Source organism: Brevibacterium sp. Lmc1, from assembly GCF_057654315.1.
Genome location: NZ_CM172803.1, coordinates 1588068 through 1607073 on the forward strand (window position 1 = coordinate 1588068; position 19006 = coordinate 1607073).

The 19006-nt window shown below is 63.8% G+C and carries 18 protein-coding genes; 10 read left to right on the forward strand and 8 right to left on the reverse strand.

All coding sequences use genetic code 11. The annotated features are described in order from the left end of the window. Positions 1-55: 55 nt before the first annotated feature. Positions 56-283, reverse strand: a complete 228-nt coding sequence (locus AC239G_RS06980; protein ID WP_096641259.1) for a hypothetical protein — start codon at positions 281-283, stop codon at positions 56-58. 174 nt (positions 284-457) lie between these two features. Here AC239G_RS06980 and AC239G_RS06985 point away from each other — a divergent pair, with 174 nt between their 5' ends. Further along, entirely contained in the window at positions 458-2314 is a 1857-nt protein-coding gene (locus tag AC239G_RS06985) for an acyl-CoA dehydrogenase (protein ID WP_487490008.1), read from the forward strand. A gap of 6 nt (positions 2315-2320) precedes the next feature. Here the strand turns inward: AC239G_RS06985 and AC239G_RS06990 are convergent, their stop codons facing one another. The 3 genes from AC239G_RS06990 to AC239G_RS07000 form a co-directional block, all read right to left on the reverse strand. Beyond that, positions 2321-3055, reverse strand: coding sequence for a phosphatase PAP2 family protein (locus AC239G_RS06990; RefSeq protein ID WP_248284046.1), 735 nt, complete (start codon positions 3053-3055; stop codon positions 2321-2323). A gap of 108 nt (positions 3056-3163) precedes the next feature. Then, positions 3164-3829, reverse strand: a complete 666-nt coding sequence (locus tag AC239G_RS06995; protein WP_139469587.1) for a response regulator — start codon at positions 3827-3829, stop codon at positions 3164-3166. 150 nt (positions 3830-3979) lie between these two features. Then, the gene (locus AC239G_RS07000; protein ID WP_482401618.1) at positions 3980-5401 is read right to left on the reverse strand and encodes a sensor histidine kinase; all 1422 of its coding nucleotides are present in this window, start codon (positions 5399-5401) and stop codon (positions 3980-3982) included. Between the two features lie 159 nt (positions 5402-5560). On the opposite strand from AC239G_RS07000, the gene AC239G_RS07005 reads away from it, so the two are divergent. Continuing rightward, positions 5561-6361, forward strand: a complete 801-nt coding sequence (locus tag AC239G_RS07005) for a DUF4352 domain-containing protein (RefSeq protein WP_139469586.1) — start codon at positions 5561-5563, stop codon at positions 6359-6361. Between the two features lie 2 nt (positions 6362-6363). On the opposite strand, the gene AC239G_RS07010 is transcribed toward AC239G_RS07005, so the two are convergent. After that, positions 6364-7152 carry a fructosamine kinase family protein gene (locus tag AC239G_RS07010; protein WP_139469585.1) on the reverse strand — a complete coding sequence of 263 codons (789 nt, stop codon included), beginning with the start codon at positions 7150-7152 and terminating at the stop codon, positions 6364-6366. Between the two features lie 44 nt (positions 7153-7196). After that, positions 7197-7940, reverse strand: a complete 744-nt coding sequence (locus AC239G_RS07015) for a 3-keto-5-aminohexanoate cleavage protein (protein WP_487490009.1) — start codon at positions 7938-7940, stop codon at positions 7197-7199. Positions 7941-8159: 219 nt separating this feature from the next. On the opposite strand from AC239G_RS07015, the gene AC239G_RS07020 reads away from it, so the two are divergent. Continuing rightward, a complete protein-coding gene (locus tag AC239G_RS07020) occupies positions 8160-8303 on the forward strand; it encodes a GPGG-motif small membrane protein (protein ID WP_167443931.1) in 144 nt (47 codons plus the stop codon). A 103-nt stretch (positions 8304-8406) separates the two neighbouring features. After that, the gene (locus tag AC239G_RS07025; RefSeq protein WP_248284044.1) at positions 8407-9417 is read left to right on the forward strand and encodes a formylglycine-generating enzyme family protein; all 1011 of its coding nucleotides are present in this window, start codon (positions 8407-8409) and stop codon (positions 9415-9417) included. Between the two features lie 2 nt (positions 9418-9419). On the opposite strand, the gene AC239G_RS07030 is transcribed toward AC239G_RS07025, so the two are convergent. Next, a complete protein-coding gene (locus AC239G_RS07030; protein WP_482401620.1) occupies positions 9420-10352 on the reverse strand; it encodes a LysR family transcriptional regulator in 933 nt (310 codons plus the stop codon). 175 nt (positions 10353-10527) lie between these two features. On the opposite strand from AC239G_RS07030, the gene AC239G_RS07035 reads away from it, so the two are divergent. After that, the gene (locus AC239G_RS07035; protein WP_482401621.1) at positions 10528-11877 is read left to right on the forward strand and encodes an MFS transporter; all 1350 of its coding nucleotides are present in this window, start codon (positions 10528-10530) and stop codon (positions 11875-11877) included. A gap of 10 nt (positions 11878-11887) precedes the next feature. Next, positions 11888-13393 carry a succinyl-CoA:acetate CoA-transferase ScpC gene (gene scpC, locus AC239G_RS07040; RefSeq protein WP_482401622.1) on the forward strand — a complete coding sequence of 502 codons (1506 nt, stop codon included), beginning with the start codon at positions 11888-11890 and terminating at the stop codon, positions 13391-13393. Positions 13394-13421: 28 nt separating this feature from the next. Here the strand turns inward: scpC and AC239G_RS07045 are convergent, their stop codons facing one another. After that, positions 13422-14687 (reverse strand): SLC13 family permease, encoded by a 1266-nt coding sequence (locus AC239G_RS07045; RefSeq protein ID WP_139469580.1) that lies wholly within the window; start codon positions 14685-14687, stop codon positions 13422-13424. Positions 14688-14998: 311 nt separating this feature from the next. Here AC239G_RS07045 and AC239G_RS07050 point away from each other — a divergent pair, with 311 nt between their 5' ends. From AC239G_RS07050 to AC239G_RS07065, 4 genes are all read left to right on the forward strand, one after another. Then, the gene (locus AC239G_RS07050) at positions 14999-15478 is read left to right on the forward strand and encodes a YybH family protein (RefSeq protein ID WP_139469579.1); all 480 of its coding nucleotides are present in this window, start codon (positions 14999-15001) and stop codon (positions 15476-15478) included. Then, complete coding sequence (locus tag AC239G_RS07055; RefSeq protein ID WP_248284042.1) at positions 15475-16848, forward strand: purine-cytosine permease family protein; 1374 nt, start codon at positions 15475-15477, stop codon at positions 16846-16848. The genes AC239G_RS07050 and AC239G_RS07055 overlap by 4 nt, the downstream gene beginning before the upstream one ends. Before the next feature lie 145 nt (positions 16849-16993). Next, positions 16994-18274, forward strand: coding sequence for a sensor histidine kinase (locus tag AC239G_RS07060; RefSeq protein WP_487490010.1), 1281 nt, complete (start codon positions 16994-16996; stop codon positions 18272-18274). Next, positions 18271-18921 carry a response regulator gene (locus tag AC239G_RS07065; RefSeq protein WP_487490011.1) on the forward strand — a complete coding sequence of 217 codons (651 nt, stop codon included), beginning with the start codon at positions 18271-18273 and terminating at the stop codon, positions 18919-18921. The genes AC239G_RS07060 and AC239G_RS07065 overlap by 4 nt, the downstream gene beginning before the upstream one ends. Positions 18922-19006: the final 85 nt, after the last annotated feature.

The following is a 19006-nucleotide window of genomic DNA, read 5'->3' on the forward strand; positions in this document are numbered from 1 at the left end:
CCGGGCTGCTGATGTTCGCTCGAGCCGACGAATCAGCTCTCAGGCTGATCGATGATCAGTCGTCGTAGCTCGAGTGGGATTCGTCGACAGCGAGATGAGAGCCGTCGGGATTGCGGTAGAGCTTCACTCCCTCGTGTTCGGCCGTGGCTTGCAGCCGTTCTTCGGAGCTGTCCTCTCGGTAGCCGACCTTCTGCCCCTGGCCGATGTTGGCGCTCTTGAACGCCTTCGAGAACTTTTCGATCGTCTCTGCCAACTTCGATGATCGATGCGTTTCTGCGGTCATGATCCTTCGCCCCATTCCCACGCAGATTGTAGAGAGAATTATAGCTCTCGCGGGGGCCTAAACCCAGGGATGAGGAGCGTTTGGCGGACCTCACAACTGATCAATAGCCAAACCTTTGCACTGTGAGAGGGCGAATCGCTTTACTTAACGAACGTTTAGCTCTAGTTTGGTCTCGTGACTGAACAGAGCAAAGGCAATGGCGTCTTGACGACTGCGACAGAATCCATCCTCTCCGCCAAGGACATCGAGTTCCAACTCTACGACTGGCTCAAGGTCGACGAACTCTGCGACCGACCTCGCTTCTCCGACCATTCGCGTGAGGTCTTCGACTCCGTGCTCGAAGCCAGCGAGGAGCTTGCTAAGGAGCGGTTCGCGACCCATGCACGGAAGTCCGACCTCAATGAACCGACTTTCGACGGCACTGCGGTGACGTTGATTCCTGAGATCAAGTCTGCACTCGACCAGTTCGCCGGCATCGGTCTGCTGTCGGCGACGATGGATGAGAGTGTCGGCGGAATTCAGCTGCCGCAGACGGTCGCGAAGGCCTGTTTCGCCTGGTTCCAGGCGGCTAATATCGGCACCGCCAGCTACCCGATGCTGACCATGGCCAACGCCAATCTGCTGCTCGAGTACGGCACCGAAGAACAGATCGAGAAGTACGTTGTGCCCGAGCTCGACGGCCGCTTCTTCGGCACCATGTGCCTGTCCGAACCCGAGGTCGGCTCCTCGCTGGGAGATGTCTCGACGAGAGCCGTTCCGGATCCCCAGGGCGGCGACGATGCGTTCCGCGTCCACGGCACGAAGATGTGGATCTCCGGCGGCGACCACGAACTCTCGGAGAACATCGTCCACCTCGTCCTGGCCCGTGCCGAGGGTGACCAGCCAGGTGTCAAAGGCCTGAGTCTGTTCCTCGTTCCGAAGTACCTCGTCAACGACGATGGCAGCCTCGGAGAACGCAATGATGTCGTTCTGTCAGGGCTCAATCACAAGATGGGGTGGCGCGGAACGACGAACACTCTGCTCAACTTCGGTGAGGGCACGCACACTCCGGCCGGTTCCGCTGGTGCTGTGGGCTACCTCGTGGGGGAGCGGGGCAAGGGTCTGGCCTGTATGTTCCACATGATGAACGAGGCTCGCATCGGTGTCGGAGCAGGTGCGGTCGGACTGGGGTACCACGGGTACCTCGATGCCCTCCGCTATGCCCGCGACCGCCGCCAGGGTCGTCCCGACGGTGCGAAGGGATCCGCTGGTGAGCCGATCCCGATCGCGGAACACTCCGATGTCCGGCGCATGCTGCTGTCGTCGAAGAGCTACGTCGAGGGCGGGCTCGGACTCATCCTCTATGCCGCGCGTCTGCTCGACGAATCCGAAACTGCTGATTCCGAGGCCGAGCGTGACCGTGCGGCACTGCTGCTCGATGTGCTCACCCCGATCGTCAAGACCTGGCCGAGCGTGTGGTGCCTGAAAGCCAACGACCACGCCATTCAGGTGCTCGGCGGAGCGGGATACACTCGCGATCATGATGTGGAGCAGCTCTACCGCGACAATCGGCTCAACCCGATCCACGAGGGCACGCACGGCATCCAGGCCAAGGATCTGCTCGGCCGTAAGGTCATCATGAAGGGTGGGGCCGGTCTGCAGGTGCTGCTGGAGCAGATGCGGGAGACCCTCGCCGAGGCGACCGACCGATCCGAATGGTCAGGTGAGACCGCGGCACTGACGTCAGCCGTCGATCGCATCGAATCCGTGACTGCCGCAGTGTGGTCGAGCGGGGATCCAACGGTGGCCCTCGACAATGCGTGGACCTATTTGGAAGCAGTGGGCCATACGGTGATGGCGTGGCTGTGGCTGCAGCAGGGAATGGCTGCTGAGGCGACCGTCGGTGAACGTGGCGACTCTGCTTTCCTCAGGGGAAAGATCGCCGCGGCGCGGTATTTCTTCGCCCACGAACTGCCGCAGACCGGCCCATGGTTCGATCTCGTTGAGAGCAGGGCGACGACATTCATGGAGCTCGACGATTCCTGGCTGTGAGTGCCGTCAGGTTCTGGGGTCAGGTATTCGCCGATCGGCGATGATGAGCAGTCGCAGGAAGAATCCGCCGATCAGCAGACCTCCGATGAGGTCGGTGGCCCAGTGCCAGCCGAGGGCGAAGGACACGACCACGGAGTTCACGCTGACCGCTGCGACGCCCCAGCACAATAGGCGCACGGTTCTGGTGGAGACCTTGCCGTAAGTGGCAATGAGGTAGGCGACCGCGCCGTAGATGAGCACGGCTTCGGCCGCGTGCCCGGACGGATAGCTGATTCCGCGGCCGCCGATTTCGATGAGACCGCCTTGGAAGAACCGCGGATCGTGCAGGGTGGTCGCCGGTCGAGCGAGGAGGACCTTGAGTGAACCGATGCCGAGGTAGAAGGCCGCTTCGACAGCGATCGCGAAGACGATCGGTCGCCAGGACCGACGTTTGCGCGACAGCACGATCGCGGTGATCGCCAAGACGGGAAGACAGACTGCCTGGCCTGCGATGGGGTCGAGGATGTGCTGAACGAACCAGACGAGATCGGGTTCGAAGAGATAGAGCCACCGTCGATTGAGCTTGTAGTCCCAGACTCGCAGCGGGCCGGCTGCGGCGAATGTGACGACGATGAAAGCGATCGCCAAGACCCAGATTGAGGTTGCCCAGGACAGCAACCCCTGTGCTCGTTCTGTCCACTGACTGCGATCTGAGGGGTTGCTGATCAGCTTCTCGGATTCGACATAGGGTTCAGCAACCATCAGAGTCGATTTTAGACGGAGTCGACAATCACTTCTGCTGTGGGGGATAAAGAAACGGTGAATTCTTGCGAGGATTCTCTGAAAGTCGCGCCGGTCGATCTATCGGAATCAGTGCCCGCGGGCGCGAACGACCATCGTGGCGATGCGCACGCGATTGTTCGTGTCCAGCTTGACGTTGATTCGATTGAGGTGAGTCTTGACCGTAGCCAGGCTCATGAACGTCTCCTCGGCGATCTCCTGATTCGACAGACCGTCGGCCACGAGCTCGGCGATCTGCCGCTCGCGATCGGTGAGTCCGGCCAGCAACTCAAGGGCCTCCCTCTGTAGCCGATGGTCGGAGTTCGACCTGACCTTGGCGATGACCTGCCGCATCGACTGCGGGGCGAGAATGGGCTCACCTGCGTGGACCTTGCGGACCGCAGCAGCGAGATCCACAGGGCCGATGTCCTTGAGGAGGTATCCGGCGGCTCCCGCCTCGAGCGCCCTGAAGAGGTGATCGTCGCTGCTCATGCTCGTCAGAGACACCACCTTCGGCGGTCGTACACTGTTGAGCAGACGCTGAGTAGCTTCGATCCCGCCGATTCCGGGCATCCGTATGTCCATGAGCACGACATCGGGAAAATGCAGACCTGCCTGCTCGACGGACTCTTCCCCGCTCAACGCCGAGGCGACGACGTCGATGCCGTCGGCCGCCTGGAGTATCCCCCTGATCCCGGTGATGACCATGGGATCGTCATCGACGACCATGACTCGGATCGGGGCGGCTTGGTTCATGAATGTCACAATACCTGAGGCTGCTGTCACAGCTTGTCGCAGCGCTGAAGTCGCTGTTCCACATGGCTCTTTCGGCCGTTATCGGCAGACGTTCCGGCAGAATGCGAAACAGTCCGGACAGGATCGGAAACAGTCCGGAGAGGCTGCGAATCAGTTCGGAGGAGAGAAGGACCGGAAGCTCACCTGGACGTGGAACTCATTGCCGACCACCCCGATCGACGCGTCTCCGCCGAACATCTCGGCGCGCTCCCGGATGCCGACAATCCCGGATCCCGACCCGGTCGACGCCAAGTGCGCTTCGTGCGGCACCGGACTCGTCCCGGGCAGCCCCCACTTCTGAGCGGGCGCACCGGCGCCGGGTTCTCGCGCCGAACCCGGTGCGTATCGGGGGCGAGGCGGAACATCGACCGGGGCTGAACCACGCGGAAGCGGATTGCTCACCGAGATCTGGATTCCGCGAGCTGCCGAGACGGCGACGTCCACCGTCACGGGCACGTTCGGTGCATGCTTCATCGCGTTGGTCAGAGCCTCCTGAACAATGCGAAAGGCCGCACGGTCGAGCGCAGGCGGGCACGAGTCCACGTCCTGGATGACGACGAAGGGGCGGATGACCGTACCGGTGGAGGCCACAGAGGAGATGAGCTCGGGAATCGCTGACATCGTCGCACGGCTCGGAGGCGACGAGATACCATGGCCAGGCCGCGGACGGGCCAGATCTCCGCTCCTCACACCACCCACCAGATGACGCAGATCCTCCATGGACGCACGGGCCTCCTCCCGCAGGGCAGACGCCGTCGCAGCGACCTCGGGGTCGGTGCGTGCCCCGACCTCAAGGGCACCGGTATGCAGAGATATCACCGACAGTCGGTGGGAGAGCGTGTCGTGAAGCTCGCGTGCCAAGAGCTCTCGTTCCGACTGCCGCGCGATCTCGGCCGTGAGCGACTCATTGCGCAGAGCTTCGCGTTCGGCGATCGACTCGACCGCCCTCATCTTCCGAGTCCGACGCAGAAGCGCACCGACTCCCAGCGCCGTACACAGTCCGATGACTCCGGCAGCGACCGTGATGATACTGATCGCCAGGTGCGCATCCTCCGGCGGAATGGTCGCCTCGAGCCCGGTGACCTGAGCCGGATCGGGCAGGAAGAAGATGCTGAAGGGATTGTGCTCAGCGGGTGCCAGACACATCCTCACCGTGGAGAACGCGATCAGTCCGGTGCCCACCGCCGAGGCGGTGATCGCCTGCCGCCGGGGTGCTCGGACGACGAGGTGGAAGACCGCAATGAGCAGCATCAGCGCATCGCCCCAACCCGCGGTGAGCAGTCCTCCGGCGACGAAGGGCACCCACGGCCATCGGTGACGGAGGAAGACGAGTCCCCACACGAGGAACAGCAGCAGGACGGCAACGAGTCCGGTGTCGTTGAGTTCCCCGTCGGAGAAGGCCCAGGCATGGGCCGTCACCGCCATTGACGAGGTGAAGAACCCGAAGAGGTAGAGAATGACGCCGACGAGGATGCTGCCGGCGATGCGCACGCCGCGCGGGATTCTGCGGCGAGGGGCGGATTGTACTGACACAAGAGAATCGTAACCGCGGGGGCTGACACACGTAGTCCACCTTTCAGCTGGACGGGATCAACCGATCGGCTGGTGCGGTCCAGCCCGATTGCGGACGCGCCGGGGCGCGGACGGGACGAAGCTGGAGCAGTCAGCCAGAACCAGCTTCGAAGGAGCGTCATGTCCCATTCGCGGAATCCCCAGAACACCCCGCAGCAGCCGCAGTCACCACAGCCTCAGCACCAATGGTCCCCGCAGCACCAGCCCCCTCACAGCAACCACCAGCAGCCAGCTCATAACTTCGACCCCCAACAGTGGGCACCAGCACAGAACGCACCTGCCTACGGAGCCGGCGGCTACCCGCAGCAGCCCTACGGCCAGAAGCCGCCGAAGCGGAAGAAGCCGTTGCTGAAGCGCTGGTGGTTCTGGCTGCTCGTCGTCATCGTCATCATCGCCGTTGCCAGCGCGATCGGAGGCGGGGGAGATGACACCAACACTGCGGAGGGCGGCTCGTCCGACGCTCAGCAGTCGGGGGAGTCCACGAAGAAGAAGGAGGCCGCCGACAAACCCGCCGAGGAGGCTTCGTACGGTATCGGAGACACCGTGGCCGCCGATGACTGGGAGATCACCGTCGCAGAGGTCGAGGATGGTGTCTCACAGGTCGGCGACGAATTCCTCAACGCCAAGGCACAGGGACAGTTCGTCCAGATCGAACTGTCGGTGAAGAACACCGGATCGGATCCGAACTTCTTCTTCGAAGACGACATCAAACTCGGTGATGAGTCCGGCAACACCTACTCTGCGGACTCAGAAGCCGGTATCTATGCGGCCGAGAACAACATCCTCTTCCTCGAAGAGATCAACCCCGGAAACACCGCCGAGGGTGTCCTCGTCTTCGACGTGCCCGAAGACGCCGACCCGAACAAGCTGACCTTCGCCGGCGGACTGTTCTCCGACCCGGTGGAGATCTCCTTGAAGTGACCTCACCGGTGCAGCTGTTCCGCCCGGGCGATGATCGACCGGGCGGCGCTGACCGCCTGCCCGAGGAATCCGCGCCCGAACAGACGGATATGAGCGAGCAGAGCGAAGAAGCTGTGCGCCGGCAGGTCCTCCTGCCAACCGTCCGGCATCGGGTGGGCCTGTTCGTAGCCGGAGAAGATCTCCCCGAGAAACGGGGCACCGAAAAGGGCGAGCAACGCGAGGTCTTCCAGTCGGTGACCGCCGTGGGCGGCCGGATCGATGAGCGTCACCCCGGTCGGTGACCACATAAGATTCCCCGCCCACAGATCGCCGTGGACGCGGGCCGGCGTCTCCGCACCCTCACCGCAGATGCCGGCGAAGGCGCCAGACGCGATGGCATCGATCGCCGAGGCGACCGTCGCCCGGTCCTCACCTCTGAGATCCCCGGCAACCGCAGAGGTCAGGGGTCGTAAGCGCTGCCCGACCCAATAGTCGGTGAAATCGTCGACGGGCTCGGCAGGCACCTCGAAGGGACTGTCGAGGGGGCCGAAGAATGACTGCGGGGCCGGTGACCAACCGAAACCGGGAGCACCCGCATCGTGGAGCCCGGCGAGGGCACGACCGAAGGCAGCGGCCTCCTCGGCGTCGGGACCGGTCTCCCGGAGACGGTGCAGCCGCAGAAAATCCGGCCCGTGTTCGAGCACTTCGACGACCGGGACCACATCTGGTTCGGCCAGCCACCTCAGCCCGGCGGCCTCGGCGGCGAAGAAGCCGTCCGGGGCGGACTTCCGCAGTTTGAGGAAATCAGTCATGGCCACAGGTTAGCCGGGGGAACCGTTGTCCGTCAGACCTCGGGTCAGTTCCCGAGCTCGGCGAGGAGACCGGCGGCAACCGAAACGAGGTCGCCATTGCCGGTTGCCCGAGTGCCGTCGATGAGGACCGGAGTGTCCTCCAAACCGGTGCGGATGCCGTGGCCGCGCCTGATGGCTCGGGCATTGACGACCCAGGAGGCGATGCCCTCCCCATGGTGGACCTGCGGCAGTTCGATGCCCGCATCGGCAAGGACCCGCTCGATCGCGGCGGCCTCAGCCAAGGCATGATCCGGATCGGTCACAGTGGGTTCGACGAGCACACGTGCGCATCGGTCGGCCAGCCCGGAATCGACGAATGCCGCTGCATCGTCGAGGCTGAGCAGACCTGCCTCGACTCGAACACCGCGCTCGATGAGCAGTTCGCACACTTCGCGAATTCCCGACTCACCTTGATTGGCACTGACGAAGTCAGGCAGCTCGGTCCATTCGGAGATGAGCGTGAGACGGACCTGCGGATCGGGTTCGATTTCGGCCGCGGTGCTCAAAGAGATCGGAATGCCCGGGCACGCGGCACGCACCTCAAGAATCGTGGCCGAGACCGGTTCGGCATGAAAGGTCTGCCGGCCGGTCGCATCGAAGGGGTGGAGGTGGATGGCCTGAGCACCTGCTGCCACGGCGGCGGCCGCCTCGGCGGCGATGGACTGCGGTGTCCGCGGAGTCGCCGGGTGGTCGCGATCACCGTTGAGGGCGGCATGCAGCAGCGGTTCGTGCGAAGCTGATCCGTTCATCTGTCCACTGTCTCGCATTCGTGACGGCGAGTACAGGTCCCTTCTGCAAGACCGTGAGAAGTCAGCCTCGAATCACTGCGAAGACACCGCGCGGGCACGCCCCGATCATGATGGGGTTCGGTGCGGCGTGTTGTTCGGAATGAGCCCGAATGACGGCAGATGTCGTGCAAGGATGAACCATCCTCGACCGAGGTGTCTCACATGGAAATAGGAGCTCAAATGGCTTTCGTCCTCTGGATCATCGCAGCGATCCTCGTCATCTCCGGCATCTTTGCGATCTTCCGCAAACAGCTGCTGTGGGGAATCGTCCTCATCGTCGTCGGCTGCCTCGTGGGGCCGGGCGGAGTCAGCCTCTTCACCTGACCGTCAGGTCCCGGACTGTCCCCAGCCCCGGCTGAGGTCATAGGGTGATCCCAGAGTCCGCCCAGCATCGAGACGGACCCGGAGAGAAAAGGGGCGCCCACGCGTGACAGAGACCGGAGACCTGAGTACTGCCGGGGCGCAGAACGGCCATTCGTGCTGCGCCCCGGCGACCAGCCGCGCCGAGGCGGTGGACAGTCATGTTTCGCACCCTGGTGCTGATCCTGCCGTGAATTCGGAGTCGGAGCCCGAGTTCAGCTTCGACTTCGTCACCGCCGGCGGCGCCTTCGACATGGGCGATCCCTTCGGCGACGGGCATCCCACCGACGGTGAGGGACCACGCCACCGTGTGAACCTCACCGAATTCGAGATCGCGACGACAAGCGTGACGAATGATGATTTCGCCCGGTTCGTCGCTGACACGGGGTTCGTCACCACCGCGGAGCGTTTGGGCACCTCGGCGGTCTTCGCCATGCTTTTGGAATCCAATCCGGGAGCAGAGGCTCACATCCTCGGTCAGGCTCCAGGCGTGCCCTGGTGGGTCGAAGTCTCCGGGGCGAACTGGGCCGCACCCGAAGGTCCGGGATCGAGCATCGACAATCGAAAAGACCATCCTGTCGTCCACATCAGCTGGGACGACGCCCATGCCTATTGCACGTGGTCCGGGACGCGGCTGCCGAGCGAAGCCGAATGGGAGCTCGCCGCTCGCGGGGGCCTCAAGGGCCGCCGCTATCCGTGGGGCAATCGGCTGCTGACCGACGGGGGATGGAACTGCAATATCTGGCAGGGCGAGTTCCCGCGTATGAACACCCTCGACGACGGCTTCATCGGCACCGCACCGGCCCGACACTTCGCGCCCAATGGGCTGGGCCTGTTCAACACCGTCGGCAATGTATGGGAATGGTGCGCCGACTGGTTCACCCGCGACTACTACCAGCATTCCCCGCAATCCGATCCCCAGGGCCCCGACATCGGAGACAAGCGGATCATGCGCGGAGGATCGTTCCTGTGCCATGACTCCTACTGCAATCGCTACCGGGTGGCTGCCCGCTCCTCGAACACTCCGGACTCATCGGCGTCGAACATCGGATTCCGAGTCGTCCGAAAAGCACACTGAGCTCAGTCCCGGAGCTCCGCACCGAGGCGGCTCATCAGGTGCTCCGTCTCGACCGACAACGTCTTGAGAGCGAACGCCACAGTCTCACGGGCATCCGCTCCGGTCCGGGTCACGGCCGTGATGTGCCGTGACGGGGCATTGTCACCGCTGATGGGGATTCGGCGCACCGGGTGAAGATCCTGCGAGCGCGACATCCTTGACGCCACACATACTCCGAAGCCGCCGTGGACGAGAGCGGTTCCCGTGTTCCAGTCATCGGCGAAATGCCCGATGCGGGGTGCGAACCCGGCCGACGCGCAGCTGGCCATGACGAGCTGGTGGTAGCCGGTGCCTGGCCTGCCCAGAATCCATATCTCATCGATGGTATCGGCGATTGTGACCGTTGCGCGGTCCGCCAAGGGGTGGTCGAGGGGAACCATGAGGTCGAGCGGGTCGTCGATGAGGAAGTGGTGGCTGAACCGATCATCACCGCCGGCGGGGATGTCGGGAGCCGCGACGACGATGCCGATATCGGCATCTCCGGAGAGCAGGAAGTCGTAGCATTCGCTGGGTTCGGCTTCGATCGTCTGAGTCTGCATATGCGGGAACTGCTGGTTGAGAGCCCGCATCGTCGGCGGCAGCAGCAGACTGGCGGCGGTGGAGAAACCGCACAGTCCCAGCGAGCCGGACACAGTCTCGGAGTAGCGACCGAGATCGGCCAGCGCCATCTCCCACTCCGCCGACATGACATCGACATGGCGCAGCAGTGCCTCGGCAGCCGGGGTGAGCCTGACATTGCGCCCGTGCTGTTCGAGCAGTGTCACTCCGAGCTCGGCAGCGAGCTGTTTGACCTGGTGGGACACAGTTGACGGCGAGTAGCGCAGCGAGTGTGCCGCGGCAGTGACCGTGCCGTGTCGCTGGATCATGCTCAACATGGTGAGCCGACTGTCGATCATGTGATCCTATCGAATGGTTTCGTGGGGTTTCTTACGATATACAACAATACTCTCGTGACCCCATCATGGAATCGACAGGGCGATGCGAGCAGTCACCAGGAGGTCGCAGAGCAGACTCGGAGACGCAGCCGCAGTCACCGGGGGAACAGACGACGCGAAGAGATGGAGGCTCCGTTTGGCCGAGAACGCACGTATCAGAGGGACGAGGCGACAGCTGTGGTTCGGTGCGTTGGTCCTGCTCATTCTCTCGGCAGCCGCGAACATGGCCAGCCCTCTGTATCCGCTGCTGCAGGAGGCCCACGGGATGTCGGAGTCCGTGATGACTTCGCTCTATGCGACCTATGTCTTCAGCTGTCTGCCGTCGCTGCTGCTGTTCGGCTCGGCTGCTGATGCGTTCGGCCGCAAGCCGGTGCTGCTGGCGGCGATCGCTCTGGTCGGCTTCGGCACTGCGATTTTCGGGATCGACACGGCGGGAGTCGCCGGTCTGTTCATCGGCAGAGCCCTGGTCGGCATCGGACTCGGGTTGGGCACCGGCGCCGGAATCGCTCTCATGGTCGAGGCCTCGCCGGCGCGGCGAGTCTGGTTCGGGTCGACTCTGGCGACGATTTCATTCGTCTTGGGGTCGGGCCTCGGCCCGATGCTTGCAGGCGTCGTGTCATCGCTGTCGACGGCGCCGCTCGCTCTGCCGTTCCTCGTCATGGTGTTCCTGATCGTCATCGTCATGGTCCTCATCGCGATGATGCCGCTGCAGCGGCCGATCACTCGGCAGCGGTGGAGGCCGACCTGGCCGTCAGTGCCCGGCGCCATGCGCACAAGCTTCAACATCGCCGCTCTGACCGGATTCATCGGCTGGACGGCGCTCGGCCTCTTCCTTGCCCTGCTGCCTTCGATGGCACAGTCGATCATTCCGAACTCGGGCACCCTGACCTCCGGCCTCATCGTCGGCTCGGTTCTCGTCGTCTCGGCCGCGAGCCAACTGATAGCCCCGAAGTTCCAACCGCGGGCGGCTCAGACCCTGGGGCTGACGCTCATGGGGCTCGGGGCAGCACTCCTGCTGTCATCGAATCTGCCCGAGATCAGTCCCGCGGCGGTGAAGGTCATCATGGTGTTCGCGGCCGTGGCCACTGGCATCGGGCACGGGCTGAGTTACTGGGGAGCGAATCGGGAGATCGACGTGCTCACTCCGCCGAAGAACCGAGCCGGCATCTCCGCGGCACTCTATCTCGCCTTCTATGCCGGGGCCGGTGCTCCGGCTGTCGTCGTCGGAGTGCTGGCGCTGAGTATGCCGCTGGTCGTCGGCACGATGATCTTCACCTTGGCTCTGCTGCTGGCGACGATCGTCACGATTCCGGTTCCGAGTCTCTCCCAGACGGTGATTCGGCAGTCGAAGGCCGCGGTCGCGGTAGCGGACGCCGTGCCGGAGCCGGCTCTCAACGTTGTTGAAGCGCAATGGTTCGACAGCGGATACGGCGTCTCCGGCCACGACAGCGGGACCGCCTCGGCCGGGCACCCGGCAGCCCGATAGACTGCGAGTCATGTCGAGAATCACCTGCCCCGAACTGAGCACGAAGACCGTCACCGCTGAGGAAGCAGCCCGCCATATCGACAATGGCCAACGCGTGGCTATGAGCGGTTTCACCGGTTCCGGGTACCCGAAGGCAGTGCCGGGGGCGGTGGCCGCACGTGCTCAGGCCGCCCACGACCGTGGTGAGGACTTCCGCATCGAACTGTGGACGGGAGCATCGACGGCGCCGGAACTCGACGGGGTACTCGCCGAAGCGAACGCGGTGAGCAAACGGCTGCCGTTCCAATCCGATCCGGCTATGCGGGCCTCGATCAATTCCGGTGACACCGCTTATGTCGACACTCACCTCAGCCATTCGGCTCAGCAGGCATGGTTCGGCTTCTACGGCAACCTCGACGTCGCCGTCGTCGAAGTCGCGGCGATCCTGCCCAACGGTCTGCTCGTTCCCGGCAGTTCCGTCGGGAACTCGAAGACATGGCTCGACCTGGCCGACAAGGTCATCCTCGAGGTCAATGACTGGCATCCGCGCGGCTACGAAGGCTTCCACGATGTCTACTACGGAACCCGGCGTCCGCCCGAGCGGCTGCCGATCCAACTGCTCGAGCCGATGCAGCGCATCGGTGACCCCTATCTGCGTGTCGACCCGGCGAAGGTCGTCGCCGTGGTGGAGACGAACGCTCCGGACCGGAACCTGCCGTTCAAACCTGCCGACGAGGACTCGAAGGAGATTGCCGGCCACCTCGTTGATTTCCTCCGCCATGAGATCGCCGCAGATCGGCTGCCGCCGGAGCTGCTGCCGCTGCAGTCAGGCGTCGGCAATGTCGCCAATGCGGTGATGGGCAATCTCGCCGACAGTGAGTTCGAGGGACTGACCGCCTATACGGAAGTCATCCAGGACGGAATGCTCGACCTCATCGACAGCGGAAAGCTCACCTCGGTGTCGGCGACGGCGTTCTCGCTCTCGGCCGAACGGGCAGCGGACTTCAATGACCGGATCGAGTCGTACAAGGGCAGGATCCTGCTGCGCACCCAGGAGATGTCGAACCACCCGGAAGCCATCCGTCGCCTCGGCATCATCGCCATCAACGGGATGGTCGAGGCCGATATCTACGGCAACGTCAACTCCACGCATGTGACCGGTTCGTCGATCATCAACGGCATCGGCGGCTCCGGTGACTTCGCCCGCAACGCCTACCTCAACTTCTTCGTGTCGAATTCGCAGGCCAAAGCGGGAGCGATCTCTGCGATCGTGCCGTTCGCCAGCCATATCGACCACACCGAACACGACACTCAGATCCTGGTCACCGAACAGGGCCTGGCCGATCTGCGCGGACTGCCGCCGGTGGCCAGGGCACGGAAGATCATCGACAACTGCGCCCACCCGGACTACCGCGATCGTCTCAACGACTACCTCGAGCGTGCGATCGCCGCGAATCCGACCGGTCGGCATACCCCGCACATCCTCGCCGAGGCCCTGTCCTGGCACGAGAAGTTCCTCACGACCGGGCACATGTGAGCTGCAGCGGGGCACCGACCCCGCCGGTTCAGCCGCTGACCACGGTCGGCACTGCGGCGACCACCCAGGCGAGTCCTGGCCCGATGAGGCACATGAGGCCGGCGTAGCCGATCATCTGTCGGTAGTAGCGGTCGCGGATGCTCGGATGGACATTGGCCAGGAGCATCGCGCCGTTGGTCGAGAACGGACTGATATCGACGATGGTCGCGGCGATCGCCAGCGCCGCGACGAACCCTCCGACATGCACGTCGCCCGACTCGAGGAACGGCACCGCCAGGGCGATGACGACACCGATGATCGCCAAGGACGACGCCAGCGCGGAGATCAGGCCGGACATGTAGAACAGCAGCAGCGCTGCCAGCAGGGGGACGCCGATCGCTGAGATGCCGGCCGAGACCCATTCGACGGTTCCGGCCTCCTGCAGCACGGCGATGTAGGTGAGCACTCCGCAGATGAGGATGACGATCGACCATGAGACCTTCGACAGCGCGGCCTTGCCTGCGGCCGGGTCGATGGCGGCGAGCACTACCGAGATCGTGATGGTCACCAGGCCCACATCCCAGCTGAAGATGATCACGGACAGCGCCATCGCGATGAGCCCGATCAGGGTCGGGATCTGAGAGCGTGTGAGACGGATGGTCGTTCCGCCGTCGGGCTCGGCCTCGGGGTGGGGGTGAGCCCCATCTGCCTCCGCGCGCAGTCCTGGCCGGCGACGGAGGACGAACCAGACAACGACCGCGAAGACGGTATTGAAGATGAACGGGGCGAGGAACAAGGTCAGCGGCGCAGGGGTGAGGCCGTTCTTCGTCAGATAGTCGTTGATGAAGATGCCGTAGACGCTGATGGGCGAGAACGCGCCGGCCAGGGCACCGTGGACGACGAGCAGACCGACCATGAACTGATTGATCCTATGACGCCGCGCGAACGACAGCGCCAGCGGCGCGATGATGGCCACGGCGAAGAGCGCCCCGAGCGAGATGAGGACAGCTGTCAGTGCGAAGAAGATCCAGGGCATGAGTCCGATGCGCCCGCCGACGAGCTTCACGCACCAGCGGACGATGACTTCGATCGCGCCGTTGTTCTGGGCGAAGCCGAAGAGGTAGGTCAGGCCGACGAGCGTAAGGAAGAGGTCGACGGGAAATCCTGCGAGGAACTCTTCGGGCGCCTGGTGCAGGACGAGGCCGCCGACGCCCGCGGCCGCGATGAAGCCGAGCAGGCCCATATTGATGTCCCGCCAGGTTCCGATGACGAACATCAGTCCGAGGACGATTACGCAGATCAGTTCTGCACTCATGGGTTCAGCTTCTCCTTCGAACGTCAGCCGCGGAATGTCCGGCGGCACATGGGCATGCGACTCAAATTAATGCATGTCACCTGGTGCGATCAGGTCCATTCGGCATATGAACTCACAGCGACGCTCAGCGGAAGGACTCAGGAGCCGATTCGCCGCTTCGTATAACTGAGGGCAGAATTCGTCCATCGCGGATAGTGCGGACGATCACAGACTCGTTAGTGTGTCATTCAGCTTCATCGGGCCGCACGAGAGTCGTTTGGACTCAGCGCGGCATCCTCCTTCTCTCAGTCTGCGAAAGGTCGCCGTCGATCATGAACGAATCCACACCGGAACCCAGCGAATCCGATGTGCTCACGGCCGCCTCGGCGATCGTCGATGCCTTCGCCGCCACGGACACTCAGTCGTATTTCTCCCGATTCGCCGAGGACGCCTCGTTCGTCTTCCACCCCGAAGCGCGACGCCTGAACACTCGTGCGGAATATGAAAGGGAGTGGGCTTCGTGGTTGGCCGACGGCTGGTCAGTGGCCGCCTGCGCGTCATCGGACCAGCTCGTCCAGACCTTCCCCGGCGGAGCCGTGTTCTCCCACACCGTCGATACGACCGTGAACACCGCAGACGGGCGGGAATCGTACCGGGAACGCGAATCGATCGTCTTCCGCCGCCTCGGTGACGGTGGGCTCATTGCCATCCACGAACACCTCTCCACGGTCCCGGACCCTGCCGACGGCTCGTCGGCGGCTGGTCCCAATGCCGCCGAAAGCAAGCCCGGCGCCGAGGAGGTCGCGCGGTGAACTGGTACCGCCGTTTGGAACAGCGATTGGAATCCGGCCACGATTCCGGAGTCATCCGCGGAACCCTGAGCGGGGGACGGATGTTCATGATCTGGCTGGCCGCGAACCTCGTCGTCACGACCCTGTTGACCGGAACCCTGTTCGTCCCCGGCGTCGACTTCACCACAGCGGTCATCGTCATCATCGTCGGCACGCTCATCGGCACCGTCGTGCTCACGCTCATCGGCAACATCGGCACCCGCACGGGCCTGGCCACCATGGCCATCACCCGCGGTGCCTTCGGCGCCAAGGGCAGCTTCCTGCCGGTCGCCGCCAACGTCATCATCCTCATGGGCTGGAGCTGGGTGCAGGCCATGTTGGCGGGAATCAGCGTCAACTACGTCGTCGCACAGACGACGGGATTCTCCAACCCGATCCTCTTCTCGGTGCTCTGCCAGGCGCTCGTCGTCGGACTGGCGATCCTCGGCCACGAAGGGATCGAGAAGGCCGAACCCTGGTTCGCTCTTCTCATCCTGCTGGTCATGGCCTATGTCTTCGTCATCGCGTTCACGGGACACTCACCCGGCGAATACGCAGGAATCGAGAGCCTGCCGGAGCTCGAGTTCACTCCGGTCCTCGCACTCGATATCGTCATCTCCACAGCCATCTCCTGGACCGTGCTCTCCGGCGACCTCAACCGTTTGGCCGGGACTCAGAAGGCCGGAATCGTCGGATCGGGTCTGGGCTACCTGACCTCGACCGTGCTGGCGATGCTGCTGGGTCTCACCGCGTTCAGCTTCATCCTGCTCGACGGGGGAGACCCGGCCGAATTCGACCCGACGGCCCTAGCCGCGGAATTCGGATGGGCGCTGGCCATCGTCATCTTCCTCTCCGTCATGGCCACGAACACGATGGTCGTCTACGGAATGGTCAACTCCGTCGTCGGCGCACAGAGCAGGACGAAGCTGAAGTTCCTGCCGACGGCCCTCATCCTCGGCGCGATCTCGATCATCGGTTCGACCTGGCTGGCCCTGCTCGACCAGTACACCGACTTCCTCACGATGATCGGGGCGTTCTTCGTCCCCGTCTTCGCCATCCTCATCGTCGACTACTACATCATCAAACGCGGTGCCTACTCACCCGACATCCTCAAGGACTCCGGCGGCCTCTACTCCTACACCCGCGGAGTCAACTGGGTGGCCGTCGGGGTGTGGGTCCTCGGGGCGTTGGCGTCCTATGTGCTCACCTACGCCTATCCCAGCCCGATCGGAGCGACGATCCCGTCCTTCGCCATCTCCTTCGTGCTCTACCTCGTGCTGTCCTGGGGCAGCCGAGCGAAGTTCGCGGGAACTCGGCATGCGCACCTGGCCGACGGGATCCGCGGAAGCTGAACGGGGAGTTCTCGGTTCCGGGCCGCGAACTGACCACTATGTGCCGTTCACAGGTGATGAAGCAGCACAGGCGCTATGATCGCAACGGTCGGCCGGAATCACAGAAGGGAACCGGGTGTCTGTGATGGTAGTCTTCGACAGGTTCATGCCCCCGAACCGTCGACTCAACCCCGAGGCGCTGGCCTGGGTCGCGGTGATCGTGCTTGCCATCGTCATGCTCGCGGTGGAATCGTCGATCGCCGTCTCGGTCAATGAGGCCCCCGTCGCATTGGCCTTCGTCGTCACCATCGTCCACGTCGGGTCCATGCCGCTGTCCATGCTGCGCCCGCTCTTCGGCACGATCATGTCGATCGCCGCCTGCACTGTGCTGCCGCTGCTGGGGCCGCTCGTGTCGGGTGTGCCGTGGCCGTGGATGGTTCCGATGATGATCACTCAGATCGTCATCATCCTCGTCATCGGCCTCCGCGCCCACTGGGGAGTGGCCCTGGCTGCACTGCTCGGCAGCATCGCAAGTTCGGCGGCCGCGGTGCTCATCACTCATCTGCTCGTCGCAGACACCCGCACCGACGGTGCCATTGTCAACATCCTCATTTACTCCTGCATCGCCGGCGGCGTCTACCTCGCCGCGGTCATCATCCAGCAATGGCAGCTCATCCGCTCCCAACTGGTCCAGGAGAAGGAGAACACCGCGGAGGAGCACTCCAAACGCGTGACCGTCGAGGAGAAGGCCCGCATCGCCAGGGAACTCCACGACATCGTCGCCCACAGCATGTCGATCATCAACATCCAGGCCTCCAGCGCACCGTTCCGCCATGCCGGGATCGACTCAGAAGTGGCCAAAGAGTTCGAAGACATCTCCAGCTCCGCCCGCACAGCGCTGACCGAGATGCGCGGACTGCTCAGCGTCCTGCGCAACGATGAAGGCGGAGGCGAACTGGCGCCGCAGCCGAAGTTCTCCGAGATCGACCCGCTCATCGAGAAGGCCCGACAGGCCGGAGTGCAGGTCACCGTCGAACGCAGCGGCGAACCGATCGACCACCTCATGCGCGACAGCACCGGACTCGCCGGCTACCGCATCATCCAAGAAGCCCTGAGCAACGCGATCCGCCACGCCCGCAACTCCGCCATCTCCATTAGCATCCGCGGTGGCAACTCGGCCGTCTGGATCAGCGTCACCAATGACCACGGCGACGGTCCCGGCGAGGCCGCGAAACACGAGAAGCACAGCCGGCAGGGACTGATCGGCATGCGCGAACGGGCAGCCTCCGTCGGTGGGGAGATCCGCAGCGGAGCCACTGCCGACGGAGGCTTCGAAGTCGAAGCAGTGCTGCCGCTTTCGCCCCGCGAACGCTCGACCGACGACGGTGAACCGAGCGTCGACACACCGGTCACGGACACTTCGGCCACGGACAAGGAGACCCCATGATCAGGATCGTCATCGCCGATGACCAAGCGATGGTCCGCGCCGGCTTCGCCGCGCTGCTGAGCGCTCATGCAGATATCGAGGTCATCGGACAGGGCGAAGACGGTGCACACTGCGTCGAGCTCGTCGCCGACCTTGGCCCCGATATCGTCCTTATGGACGTCCGAATGCCGCTGATGGACGGAATCGAAGCAACCCGCACGATCGTCGCCGCGAATGCCGAGACCCGGATCATCATGCTCACCACCTTCGACATCGACGACTATGTCTTCGATGCCATCCGCGCCGGGGCCAGCGGTTTCCTCCTCAAGGATGCCCCGCCCAGTGAACTCGCCGAGGCGGTCCGCATCGTCGCCGGAGGCGAAGCGCTCCTGGCGCCGAGCGTGACGAAACGGGTCATCGAACACTTCGCCACCGGAGGACAGAAGCCCAACCGCACAGCGCTGCCCGAACTCACCGACCGAGAACGCGAGATCCTCATCCAAGTCGCCCGCGGAGCGTCCAACACGGAGATCGCGGCGAGTCTGCACATCGCAGTGCAGACCGTGAAGACCCACGTCTCCCGGATCCTGTACAAACTCGATGCCCGAGATCGCGCCCAAGCAGTCATCGCCGCCTACGAATCAGGTCTCATCGTCCCCAACAGCTGAGTTCTGCACCTGTCCTCACCTCGGACCCCCTACCCGAGTAGGGGGTGAAGAACGGCACCCAGGGGTGACGAAAAACGGCGCGGGC